This is a genomic window from Enterobacter kobei (assembly GCF_001729765.1).
In the GTDB taxonomy this organism is placed as follows: Bacteria; Pseudomonadota; Gammaproteobacteria; order Enterobacterales; family Enterobacteriaceae; genus Enterobacter; species Enterobacter kobei.
Genome location: NZ_CP017181.1, coordinates 3,032,993 through 3,045,056, shown reverse-complemented (window position 1 = coordinate 3,045,056; position 12,064 = coordinate 3,032,993). Strand labels below are relative to the sequence as shown.

Below are 12,064 nucleotides of genomic sequence, written 5' to 3'. Positions count from 1 at the left end.
ATTTAGGCTATTTTTTCCACCATTTCTGGCGTTATTTCCGGTTTTTACTGAGATCTCTCCCACTGACGTATCATTTGGTCCACCCGAAACAGGTTGGCCAGGGTGAATAACATCGCCAGTTGGTTATCGTTTTTCAGCAGCCCTTTGTATCTGGCTTTCACGAAGCCGAACTGCCGCTTGATGATGCGAAACGGGTGCTCCACCCTGGCACGGATGCTGGCTTTCATGTATTCGATGTTGATGGCCGTTTTGTTCTTGCGCGGATGCTGCTTCAAGGTTTTTACCTTGCCGGGACGCTCGGCGATCAGCCAGTCCACATCCACCTCGGCCAGCTCCTCGCGCTGTGGCGCTCCTTGGTAGCCGGCATCGGCTGAGACAAATTGCTCCTCTCCATGAAGCAGATTACCCAGCTGATTGAGGTCATGCTCGTTGGCCGCGGTGGTGACCAGGCTGTGGGTCAGGCCACTCTTGGCATCGACACCAATGTGGGCCTTCATGCCAAAGTGCCACTGATTGCCTTTCTTGGTCTGATGCATCTCCGGATCGCGTTGCTGCTCTTTGTTCCTGGTAGAGCTGGGTGCCTCAATGATGGTGGCATCCACCAAAGTGCCTTGGGTCATCATGACGCCTGCTTCGGCCAGCCAGCGATTGATGGTCTTGAACAATTGACGGGCCAGTTGATGCTGCTCGAGCAGGTGGCGGAAATTCATGATGGTGGTGCGATCCGGCAGGGCGCTATCCAGGGATAATCGGGCAAACAGGCGCATGGAGGCGATTTCGTACAGGGCATCTTCCATGGCACCGTCGCTCAGGTTGTACCAATGCTGCATGCAGTGAATACGCAGCATGGTCTCCAGCGGATAGGGCCGTCGGCCATTGCCCGCCTTGGGATAAAACGGCTCGATGACAGCGGTCATATTCTGCCATGGCAGAATCTGCTCCATGCGGGAGAGGAAAATCTCTTTTCGGGTCTGACGGCGCTTAGTGCTGAATTCACTATCGGCGAAGGTGAGTTGATGGCTCATGATGTCCCTCTGGGATGCGCTCCGGATGAATATGATGATCTCATATCAGGAACTTGTTCGCACCTTCCTTAGGCAAACCGGCAAATGTGATGCTGCTTGGGTTGATTGGTATTAGCCTCTTAAGCCTGGCATGGTCAGTTGAGAAATCAATGGGCATCCGTGATATTGCCTATTTGTGTGAGTTTATCGTTATTTCCAACGCCATCTATGTTCTGGCATTAAAAGATCGCATTGCATTATATAAGATTATTAATTTGATGCTGTTCTTTGTTTGCTTGCAGGCTATAACAGTAATCATTTTCCGGTTTAATGAGTCCCTTGAATTAGCAGTTATTCTTTCACCTGTAAGTAAGTTTACGATGGGGATGAACACGCTGCAGGGCTTGTTAGATGGTGCCAGAAACAACTTTTACGACCCGGTAAAATCTGGGGGACTGTTGTTCGTCAATGCCAATGCGGCAGCCTGTTACGTCGGTATCTCTTCGTTTATGGCATGGGGTATCTATAAAGTTTCAAAGGCGAAAATAACGCTATTAATGGCTATCCTGTTGTGGGCCACTGTTTTCTTTACTGGCTCCAAAGCTGGCATCCTTTTTGCCATTCTTATCCCGGCATTCGTTTTCTACCTGACATTGCAGCGCTCGACTAAGGTCATTGTGGTGACAGCAGGCGCTTCTTTTGCCATCGTCTTAATTGCTATCAGCGTTATCTTTAGCGTAATCGGACAAAACGGATTTTTACAGGAATCAACTGATACCGCTGAAACGCGTTACCAGATATGGAGTTATGCTTTTAATGCGTTTACTGATAATCCAATGATGGGACAAGGATTTGGTGGATGGGAAGCCGATTACAGTAAACATACTGATTATTTCCTTCCACCGCATAATACACTTATCTATCTTTGGTCAAAGTCAGGCTTGATCGCCTCTCTTTTGGGGCTCGGCTTTATTCTGTGCTGCATTCGAATTGCCCTTCGGGCGATACGAAGCATCGATGAAAAGCAGAAAAACATCGGATTTTCATTTTTAATGGTGATCTCATGGCTATTCGCACATGGCTTTGGTGAGAACTTTGGTTTGATTGGTGAGCAACACCAGATGGTTGTTTTTGCAGTAATGCTTGGGCTTTGTCTGGCAGGAAATTTACCGATAAACAGGAATTTTAGGGTACAGGAATGAACACGGTCGGTATTTTCAGAAATCAACTATTCAAGGGTTCTGAAGTTTTTATCCAACAGCAGGCAGAAGCCCTCGAGAATTTCAAAAAGTGCTATATCGGCAGACGAGTCATTGGCAAAAAACCAGAGGGGGCTGTCGCACACGTTTTAAATGAACGCGGAGACCTTGCGGGTAAAATTTCTGAGATTGCGAACGCATTCACAACCTCCGCGCTGCCCTATCAAACAGTGCTAAAAGCTCAACCCCTTGATCTTATTCATGCACATTTTGCGATAGATGGACTATATGCGTTAAAACTGGCGCAGCTGAAAGGAATCCCACTGTGTACGACGCTGCATGGATTTGATGTGACTGTGAGTAACAAAGATTTACTAACATCACGGTCTCCAGCCTGGATTAGCTATTTTCTTCATCAGAAGAAACTTAAAAATCAGGGTGATAAATTTATCTGTGTTTCTGATTTTATTGCCCAACAGGCTTTGCGCCATGGCTTCCCTGAAAATAAGATCGTTCAGCACTACATTGGTATCGACATTGACAAATATAAGCCGCGTGAAAGACAAGACTATCAAGGTATCATCCTGCATGTAGCTCGTTTGGTTGAGAAGAAAGGCACTGCCGTATTAATCAACGCCATTAAGCATGTGAAAGAACGAAATGCTGACGTAAAACTCGTTATCATCGGTGATGGTCCTTTGATGGGGGAGCTTAAAGCTCAGGTCTCATCGCTAGGGCTCGAACGGAATGTGACATTCACTGGTGCGCTTTCGCACGGTGACGTGATGACGTGGATGCGTAAAGCAAGTATGTTGGTTCTACCAAGCATTACAGCGAAGACAGGGGATGCAGAAGGATTAGGGATGGTACTTCTCGAAGCGGCAGTGACAAGTGTACCCGTTATTGGTACCCGTCATGGAGGCATTCCTGAAGCGATAATCGACGAGCACACTGGATTTTTGGTCAGGGAACGAGATGCTAATCAGCTTGCTGAGAGAATAGACTACTTATTGAACAACGAACAAACATCTTTTGAAATGGGCGATAATGCGCGCAACTTTATTCGCGAAAAATTTAATCTCTCAGAACAAACCTTGAAATTAGAAAAAATTTACCAGGAACTGATTCATGGCTAAAGAAGTAATTATTTTTTCCCGCTCTCTTCCATTTCATCATCTTGGTGGGATGGAAGTGGTGGCATGGGATTTAGCTGTTGAGTTGCAAGCAAAAGGATTTGATGTAAAAGTTGTTACAACTAATTTTGATGCGGAAACAATATTACCAGTAAACAGTCCTGAAATAATCAAGATTAAAAATATACCGCAGGCAGTCTATTCTAAGGAGTGGTGGTCTGAGACTGAAAAACTGGCCAATTCCTGGCGTAATAAAGATAACGTAGTTGCTGTAATAAGTATCAGCGCAGGTGCGTTCAGTGTCTTGCAGCATAAAAAATGCTTCCAGAATGCTAAGTTTATCATGCAGGCGCACGGAACATCTGTAGGTGAGATGATTTCAAAGCTCAAAACCCGACAGCTTAAAAAAATTCTGTCCAGTGTAAAAAATATTTTAGGTTTTTATGCTGATGCAAAACATTATTCTCAGTTTGACTGGATTGTTGCTGTCGGTGAAGCGGTAAAGACTGATTTAACACATTTTCCTACTACGCTGATCTGCCAAAAAGAAAAAGTTGTAAAGATCGAGAATGGCATTGATGAAATATTATTCTCTGATGAAACATCAAATCGAGCGGCATTGCGGGCAGAATTGAAAATCGATTCTGATGCGTTGGTGTTTCTTTCGGCTTCACGCTTACATGAGCAGAAAGGTATCGATAATAATATTGATGTTTTTGCGAAAATTAAAAAATCAAAACCTAATGCAAAACTTCTCATATGTGGCAACGGTCCCTACGAACCACAATTGCGAAAGAGAGTTGATGACCTTTCCCTGAACAATGACGTATTGTTCCTTGGCGCTAAAAGTCGCTATGATTTAGCGAAGCTTATGCAGTGTGCTGATATATTTTTATTCCTGACGAAAAGGGTTGAAGGGTTACCTTTAAACGTGCTGGAAGCCATGAGTGCTGGGGTACCAATTGTCATCTCTGAACATCTCACTTTCACTGCTGGAGAGAAAGTATTTAAGTGCAATCCGAGTGAGATATCAATTAATGATTTATTAGGTTATATAGATATGATTAGTTGTAAAGAAAGAAAATCATATATATCCAAGCAGAATACATTAAGTCATGCGGTTAACGAATACATTTCATTATTTCTTAGAGCATTCAAATGAAAAAAGCCATAAGCCAATTGCTTAGTGGAAATATGCTCTCAAAGGTACTTGGATTAGCCAGGGAAGTTTTTATGGCTAAGTTTTTTGGCACAGGTGATGTTAATGGGGCCTACCGTATTGCCCAGACAGGAACTTTAGTGCCAATTAATTTTATGACAAGTGATAGCCTTAATTCAGCGTTTATTCCCTTATACAAAAAATATTTAACAGAAAATGAATTTCGTGCATCAACATTCAAGTTATGTATGTTTATTTTCTTTGCGTTGGTATCGATAGCGATATTTATAGTTCTCTACTTTTTGTCAGACTATTGGGTTGGCATCATGGCACCTGGAATTAGCGGGAACGCACGTGAGATGTCGACCGAACTACTAAAGATAATGGCAATTTGCTGCCCATTTTATCTGTTTTCAGCATTAATAAACTACCTCTCAATGGCACATGGGGACTACAAACCCATATCGATGCGAGCTTCTATCCAGAATGTTGGAATGCTGTTAGGGGTGGTCGCTGCATACTATTTTCGCAATTATTTATATTTAGCCTGGGGATTTACCGGCAGTTATATCATTTTCAGTATATGGGCGCTTTTACGTGCCAGAAAAAGTACCATATTAACTCTCCCACACCGTTTTGATATTGTAGAAGTTAAGTTGGTATCGAAGAGCTTTTGGATAACTCTGCGACCTTTGCTTATATTGCCGTTAATCTTGCAGGGAAATATTACTCTTGAAAGAGCCCTTGCATCATTTATTAGTATTGATGTGGTATCTGGTCTAGATTATGCGCGTTTTATCACCGATACCGTTGTTTTTATTTTATCTGTACCAATAGCTTTTGCGGGCTTGTCCGAATGGTCCTCACAGAAACCAGAGGTTGTCAGAGACAAGATCAAAGTTATTTATAAATGGTTGGCTTTATTAGTAATTAACATATCTTTTTTCATCTTTTTCTATGCGAAAGACCTTGTTATCCTCCTGTTTATGCGCGGTGCTTTCGACCACCATTCTGTAGCGGTGACTACAGATATTATCCAGGGTATGTGTATAGGACTCTGGGCACAGGTAATTGGCTATATATTTATAAAAGCACTCAGTGCGCACCTTAAAAATAAGCAGGTACTGATTGTTATGATGGTTGCTCTGCTCAGTAATGCTATTGTAAACCTGGTGACTTACAAAGTCTGGGGCGCTTTCGGTTTAGGTTTGGGGAACTCAATTTACAGTTTAATGATGTTCATTCTTAGCGCCTGTTATTTGAAAATTGCAAAAGATCTCCTCCCGGTACTCATTAAAATATCTATTGGTCTTGTTGTTTATACATCACTCATTCTTGCATTTGGACATTATTTAGTTGAACCAGATAATGTGATTCTCCGGATAATGATGAATGGTTCAATTTTCGTGATGTTTAGCTTAATATGGGCTATGTCATTCCCTATGTACAGAAATGGTATTAAAGGGATTCTCACTAAGAAAGGACTACGATAGCGTAATAATTTATGAAGAAAAATACAGACATTAAAGATATTGTCGTTTTATCTACTGCTGACTGGGATAATCCTTTCTGGACCAACAAACAGCATGTTGCTTTAGAACTGGCGAAACGTGGTCATTGTGTTCTTTATATTGAATCTTTGGGATTACGTCGACCCAGCGTAAACAAGAAAGATCTATCGCGAATTCTTCGCCGCATAATTAAAGCAATTAAGGCGCCGCGAAAAGTTCGCGATAATATTTGGGTATGGTCGCCAATTTCTATCCCGTTCAACAGCTATGCATTTGTTCGCAAGCTAAACAAACTCATTCTAAGTAGTGCTCTTAAGTACTGGTGTTGGCGCTTAAAATTCAAGAATGAAACGCTATGGACTTATAATCCTTTGACAACGCGTTTTCTTGAACCCGATAATTTCAGTTACGTAGTATACCATTGCGTTGATGAAATTAAGGCCCAACCTGGGATGCCAGTTGACATTCTTCAAAATGCTGAAGAAGAATTAGTGCGACGCGCTGATATTACGTTTGTTACGTCATTGACGTTGCTTAAAACAAGGAAGAAATGGAGTGATGAAGTCTATTACTTCTCCAACGTCGCGGATTATAACCATTTCTCAAAGGCGCTGGATGAACATTTGCCGATACCTGTCGACTTGAGCAACATTCCAGAACCACGAATGGGATTTATCGGTGCAATCAGTGGCTATAAGGTAAATTTCTCGTTACTTGAAAGAATTGCGGAAGCTCATCCTGAATGGTCAATAGTGATGATTGGGGATATAGGAGAGGGGGATCCAGACACCGACGCAACACAGCTTACTCGGCATAAAAATATTCATCTTCTTGGACCGAGAGCCTATCAGGAACTGCCTGGTTATCTGAAAGGATTTACGGCGACATTGCTTCCGAATAACCTAAATGAATATACAGCTTCGATGTTCCCAATGAAATTCTTTGAGTATCTGGCTGCGGGAAAAGCTGTAGTGAGTGTGGATTTAGCCTCGCTTTGTGACTTTACGGACTATGTTCGTATCGCCCACAGTCCCTCTGAATTTATTTCTGCGCTAGAAGATATCACTTCTGGAAACCGGATTTCGGTAGAAAAGTGTCAGGAACTCGCTCGGGAATATACATACCAGTCACGCACTGAAAAAATGTTCAAGTTAATTGATGAGAAGCGTAATGAAAGTAGCAATCGTACATGAGTGGTTCAGTTCCTATGCAGGTTCTGAAAAAGTCGTTGAGCAAATCCTTCATTGCTATCCTGATGCGGATGTGTTCGCTGTCTGTGATTTCTTAAAACCAAATGACCGCCACTTTTTAAATAATAAAAAGGTCACCACAACATTTATCCAGCGTTTGCCATTTGCATCTAAAAAATTCCAGTCATATCTTCCATTAATGCCGCTGGCAATTGAGCAGCTTGATATGTCTGAATACGATGTTATTATCTCAAGCAGCCACGCTGTATCTAAAGGGGTTATCACTGGGCCGGATCAAATTCATATTTCATATGTTCATTCTCCTATCCGCTACGCATGGGATTTCCAACACCAATACCTGCGCGAATCTGGACTGGATAAGGGTCTGAAGGGTTTACTTGCAAAATATTTGCTACATAAAATCCGTATTTGGGATTACCGTACTGCTGCGGGTGTTAATCATTTTATTGGCAACTCGAATTTTATCGCACGGCGTATTAATAAAGTTTATGGAAGACAAGCTGATGTTATTTATCCTCCTGTAAATACTGAAAAATTCGAATTTAGCGATAGTAAAGAAGATTTCTACCTGGCCGCGTGTCGTATGGTGCCTTATAAGCGGGTTGATCTCATTGTTAGCGCATTTGCTAATATGCCAGAAAAGAAATTAATTGTTATCGGTGACGGCTCTGAAATGGAGAAGATTAAACAGCTGGCTACGGATAACGTTACGCTTCTGGGATATCAGGACGATGCTGCACTAGTTGATTTTATGAAGCGTGCTAAGGCATATGTTTTTGCCGCAGAAGAAGATTTCGGCATATCACCTGTTGAAGCGCAGGCAAGCGGTACTCCGGTCATCACCTACGGTAAAGGTGGTTGCCTCGAAACGGTTAAACCACTGGGTAGTAAGAAAGCGACCGGCGTGTTCTTCTTTGAACAAACCGCAGATGCCATTTGTGAAGCAGTGAATACCTTTGAAAAATATGCGAGCGAGATTAAGCCGGAAGATTGTCGCGAACATGCTTTAACGTTCTCGGAGCAGCGCTTCCGTGACCAACTTAGTCAATATGTTGAAAGCGCCTGGGCGCAATACTCTGAGTCCTTAATTAATACTCAGGCTGCAAGACTACAGAACAGCTATACTCATTCGGAAAAATAATGACCACGGCATAGATCAAATGATTTATGCCAGGGATTAAATAATGAAAATCAGCGTATTTAAAGATCAAAAGAAAGAATTTATTTGCCGTAGCGCCCTAATGGCGTCAGACTTTTTTTGGCTAAATGCTTCTTTAGGACTCTCGTTTCTAACCGTCATGTTCTTTATTGGCGACCTGAATACCTTCATGCCGATCCGTCAGATAGATGTGCGTGTTTTATCACACGTTATTCTCACTGCGTTGTGTGTTTTCTGGTTTGGCGTCCGCCTTCGCCACTATGCACAAAAAAAGCCGTTCTGGTCAGAGCTAAAAGAAACATTACGAACTATCGTCATTTTTTCGATCTTCGATCTTGCATTGGTTGCATTCTCCAAATGGCATTTTTCTCGCTATATTTGGGCCTATTGCTGGTTATACGCCATTATCATGGTTCCATTATCGCGTGAAATCACCAAATCTATACTTAACAAGTTGGGCTACTGGAAAAAACGTACGGTTATTCTAGGTTCAGGCAGGAATGCGCGTGAAGCCTATTTTGCTTTACAGAGCCACGAAGTCTCAGGTTTTAAAATTGATGCGTTTTGTGATTTTGATGCAACTGACGATATGATGGAAGAATGTCCCATAGTCAAAGACGAGGAGACATTACTCACATCTTATAATTCATTTTCAACGCAGTTTGTTGTGGCGTGTGATTTTGATGAAAAAGATAAGTTTGAAAACTGGTTAAGGTTCCTGGCGAAACATAAGTGCCGAAATGTGATTATTATTCCTTCCCTGCGAGGATTCCCTTTATACGGCACTAGTATGTCCTTTATATTCAGTCATGAAGTATTACTGTTGCAGGTTCACAATAATCTTTCCAAAGCAACGTCACGCTTCATCAAACGGACGTTCGATATTGTCTGTAGTCTGGGTATTCTCGTTGTTTCGTCACCTTTGTTTGTTTATCTCTGGTATAAAGTCTCCCGCGACGGCGGCCCTGCAATCTATGCACATACAAGGATAGGTCGTCGGGGTGAAAAATTTGACTGTTACAAATTCCGCTCGATGAATATCAATTCGAAAGAAATTCTTGCGCGTTTGCTAGAAAATGACCCAGAAGCCAGGGCGGAATGGGAAAAAGATTTTAAGCTCAAAAACGACCCCCGGATTACACCTATTGGCCACTTTATTCGTAAAACCAGCCTCGATGAATTACCTCAATTGTTCAATGTGCTCAAAGGGGAAATGAGTCTCGTTGGCCCTCGTCCAGTCATTCATGAAGAGCTGGAACGATATGCTGATGATGTTGATTATTATCTGATGGTTAAGCCAGGAATGACCGGGCTATGGCAGGTCAGTGGCCGTAACGACGTAGATTACACAACCCGTGTCTATTTTGACTCCTGGTATGTCAAAAACTGGTCTCTATGGAATGACATAGTGATTTTGTTTAAAACGGTTAGCGTGGTTCTTTTTAGAAAAGGTGCTTATTAATTTTCATACCTGGATGTGATCGGTAATACGGAGTTTTAATGAAAGCTTTTGTTTTTGTTAATGATAATGGTGCGGCCTATTGTCGCTATGCTAAAAATGAGATACCTGCACAGTTTGTGTATGGTGTATCAAAACTGGAAAAAATGGGATTTGAGGTAAAGGTTGGCGAAGGACGCTTATTCAAAGATTTAGTCTCCTTCTGGAAATTTAAGCCTGACTTGTTTTTTATGCCATTTCTCAAAAGAAAGACGATGATCTATTTCATTCTGGCAAAAATTTTCATGTTCCCAACAAAATTCGCGGGCTGGATGCATCTCGACGTCTTTTCGCAACCAGGTTCCAGACTCAAAAGAATGATTCATTCACTGCTGCTGCCTTTTTTGCAGCTATATGTTAAACGCATTGATGCCATTTTCTTTCTTTCTGATAAAACTCGCGAAGAAATCATTCTATCAAGACAGCTTCCTCAGGACCGATGTCATTTTGTTCCCTGGGGGGGGGAGGCGAATTTTTACGCCCCCTTTGTTAAAATGCGCCATGATGATAAAATCATTTCTACAGGGCGGGAGAATAGGGATCTCCCGGCAGTAATGAATGCGTTAAAAAATAGCGACGTTACGATAGATATTTATACCAGCGATTTGTCATTACAGGATAGTTATGTTAATGCAACAGGAAAGGTTGATGTAAATAAAGGAAGATGGGAATATAAAGAATTACTTGAAAAAGTAAGTGCTTCAAAATGTATGATAATTCCGCTTAAACTTTCTAAGGTAAATTATTGTGTCGGATTATCTTCGTTGATTGAAGCAATATCTCTGGGAGTTCCAGTTATAGCAACCTATAATCCATACTGGTACGTCGATATCGACAAAGAAAATTGCGGTATTTATATTAGAAACAATTCAGAGAGTGAGTGGTTGCGAGCTCTTGAACAGTTGAATAATAATCCGGCGTTGGTAGAGCAAATGTCGAAAAATGCCTTGAAGGTATTTAAAGCGAAATGTGATTTTGCCCGTACGGAAGACATACTCGCGTTACATGTAGATAAATTACTAAGAAAAATGTAATCCTTGTATTTTCCTTATTTATTTTATAGCAATATGATGATTGCATAATCTTAAAATTAACTAATTGAAAGTGAAAATTATGAAAATTCTTGTCACTGGTGGTGCGGGTTTTATTGGTTCAGCCGTGGTCCGTCATATAATAAACAATACTCAGGATGTGGTTTGTGTTGTTGATTGTTTAACGTATGCCGGAAACATAGAGTCCCTGGCTCCGGTTCAGGACAATCCACGCTATTCATTTTCTCTAACTGATATTACCGATGCAAAAGGTGTGGCAGATGTCTTCAATACCTTTCAGCCCGATATCGTAATGCATTTAGCGGCCGAAAGTCATGTTGACCGCTCGATAGATGGACCCGCAGCTTTCATACAGACCAATGTAATCGGCACATTTATTCTGCTTGAGGCGTCACGCCAATATTATGCATCACTTGATGATGAGCGTAAAAAGGCTTTTCGTTTCCATCATATTTCTACCGATGAGGTATTTGGTGACCTGCACGATGCAGATGACCTCTTTACTGAAGAGACACCTTATGCGCCAAGTAGCCCTTACTCTGCATCCAAAGCGGGAAGCGATCATTTAGTTCGCGCCTGGAACCGTACCTATGGTTTACCAACGGTGATCACTAACTGTTCGAATAACTATGGTCCGTACCACTTCCCGGAGAAATTAATTCCTCTCATCATCCTTAACGCACTGGCAGGAAAACCGCTTCCCGTTTATGGGAATGGTGAGCAAATTCGTGACTGGCTATATGTCGAGGATCATGCCCGGGCACTGTATAAAGTAGCGACAGAGGGCGAGAATGGTGAAACCTATTGTATAGGTGGCCATAACGAACGAAAAAATATTGATGTTGTAAAAACCATTTGTGCAATACTTGATAAAATTATCGATAAAAAACCCAAAGAAATTTCCAGTTTCGCCGACCTTATTACTTTTGTGGCTGACCGCCCTGGACACGATCTTCGCTATGCCATTGATGCTACCAAAATGAAGAATGCTCTTCACTGGGAACCTCTCGAAACGTTTGAAAGCGGGATTGAAAAAACGATTCACTGGTATTTAAACAACCAGGGTTGGTGGCAGCGCGTTCTTGATGGCTCTTATGCTGGCGAACGTCTTGGACTGAATAAATAATCGAGGTACAGA

The 12,064-nt window shown here is 42.0% G+C and carries 10 protein-coding genes; 9 read left to right on the top strand and 1 reads right to left on the bottom strand.

Annotated features, from left to right (window positions below):
- Positions 1-44: 44 nt before the first annotated feature.
- Positions 45-1,025 carry an IS5-like element ISKpn26 family transposase gene (locus BFV64_RS14690; protein WP_032637327.1) on the bottom strand — a complete coding sequence of 327 codons (981 nt, stop codon included), beginning with the start codon at positions 1,023-1,025 and terminating at the stop codon, positions 45-47.
- 53 nt (positions 1,026-1,078) lie between these two features.
- Between BFV64_RS14690 and BFV64_RS14685 the strand changes: the two genes are divergently transcribed.
- The 9 genes from BFV64_RS14685 to rfbB all read left to right on the top strand — a co-directional run bounded on the left by BFV64_RS14685 (position 1,079) and on the right by rfbB (position 12,052).
- Positions 1,079-2,206: an O-antigen ligase family protein gene (locus BFV64_RS14685; protein WP_235611121.1), complete on the top strand. Its 1,128-nt coding sequence runs from the start codon at positions 1,079-1,081 to the stop codon at positions 2,204-2,206.
- Entirely contained in the window at positions 2,203-3,339 is a 1,137-nt protein-coding gene (locus tag BFV64_RS14680) for a glycosyltransferase (protein WP_014884487.1), read from the top strand. The genes BFV64_RS14685 and BFV64_RS14680 overlap by 4 nt, the downstream gene beginning before the upstream one ends.
- Positions 3,332-4,498 carry a glycosyltransferase family 4 protein gene (locus BFV64_RS14675; RefSeq protein ID WP_045135106.1) on the top strand — a complete coding sequence of 389 codons (1,167 nt, stop codon included), beginning with the start codon at positions 3,332-3,334 and terminating at the stop codon, positions 4,496-4,498. The genes BFV64_RS14680 and BFV64_RS14675 overlap by 8 nt, the downstream gene beginning before the upstream one ends.
- Before the next feature lie 71 nt (positions 4,499-4,569).
- Positions 4,570-5,988 (top strand): murein biosynthesis integral membrane protein MurJ, encoded by a 1,419-nt coding sequence (gene murJ, locus BFV64_RS14670; protein ID WP_052687569.1) that lies wholly within the window; start codon positions 4,570-4,572, stop codon positions 5,986-5,988.
- An 11-nt stretch (positions 5,989-5,999) separates the two neighbouring features.
- A complete protein-coding gene (locus BFV64_RS14665) occupies positions 6,000-7,199 on the top strand; it encodes a glycosyltransferase (RefSeq protein WP_045134932.1) in 1,200 nt (399 codons plus the stop codon).
- Positions 7,177-8,358 carry a glycosyltransferase family 4 protein gene (locus BFV64_RS14660; protein ID WP_014884483.1) on the top strand — a complete coding sequence of 394 codons (1,182 nt, stop codon included), beginning with the start codon at positions 7,177-7,179 and terminating at the stop codon, positions 8,356-8,358. The genes BFV64_RS14665 and BFV64_RS14660 overlap by 23 nt, the downstream gene beginning before the upstream one ends.
- A 43-nt stretch (positions 8,359-8,401) precedes the next feature.
- Positions 8,402-9,838 (top strand): undecaprenyl-phosphate galactose phosphotransferase WbaP, encoded by a 1,437-nt coding sequence (wbaP, locus tag BFV64_RS14655; RefSeq protein ID WP_014884482.1) that lies wholly within the window; start codon positions 8,402-8,404, stop codon positions 9,836-9,838.
- 38 nt (positions 9,839-9,876) lie between these two features.
- Positions 9,877-10,908, top strand: coding sequence for a glycosyltransferase family protein (locus BFV64_RS14650; protein ID WP_069602222.1), 1,032 nt, complete (start codon positions 9,877-9,879; stop codon positions 10,906-10,908).
- A gap of 79 nt (positions 10,909-10,987) precedes the next feature.
- Positions 10,988-12,052: a dTDP-glucose 4,6-dehydratase gene (gene rfbB, locus BFV64_RS14645; protein WP_014884480.1), complete on the top strand. Its 1,065-nt coding sequence runs from the start codon at positions 10,988-10,990 to the stop codon at positions 12,050-12,052.
- The last annotated feature ends 12 nt before the right edge of the window (positions 12,053-12,064 follow it).

What these genes read in the sequence shown, in the direction of transcription:
- wbaP (WP_014884482.1), top strand. Translation starts at nt 8,402, where the DNA reads ATGAAAATCAGCGTATTTAAAGATCAAAAGAAAGAATTTATTTGCCGT.
- BFV64_RS14675 (WP_045135106.1), top strand. Translation starts at nt 3,332, where the DNA reads ATGGCTAAAGAAGTAATTATTTTTTCCCGCTCTCTTCCATTTCATCAT.
- BFV64_RS14650 (WP_069602222.1), top strand. Translation starts at nt 9,877, where the DNA reads ATGAAAGCTTTTGTTTTTGTTAATGATAATGGTGCGGCCTATTGTCGC.
- BFV64_RS14660 (WP_014884483.1), top strand. Translation starts at nt 7,177, where the DNA reads ATGAAAGTAGCAATCGTACATGAGTGGTTCAGTTCCTATGCAGGTTCT.
- murJ (WP_052687569.1), top strand. Translation starts at nt 4,570, where the DNA reads ATGGCTAAGTTTTTTGGCACAGGTGATGTTAATGGGGCCTACCGTATT.
- BFV64_RS14665 (WP_045134932.1), top strand. Translation starts at nt 6,000, where the DNA reads ATGAAGAAAAATACAGACATTAAAGATATTGTCGTTTTATCTACTGCT.
- rfbB (WP_014884480.1), top strand. Translation starts at nt 10,988, where the DNA reads ATGAAAATTCTTGTCACTGGTGGTGCGGGTTTTATTGGTTCAGCCGTG.
- BFV64_RS14690 (WP_032637327.1), bottom strand. Translation starts at nt 1,025, where the DNA reads ATGAGCCATCAACTCACCTTCGCCGATAGTGAATTCAGCACTAAGCGC.
- BFV64_RS14680 (WP_014884487.1), top strand. Translation starts at nt 2,203, where the DNA reads ATGAACACGGTCGGTATTTTCAGAAATCAACTATTCAAGGGTTCTGAA.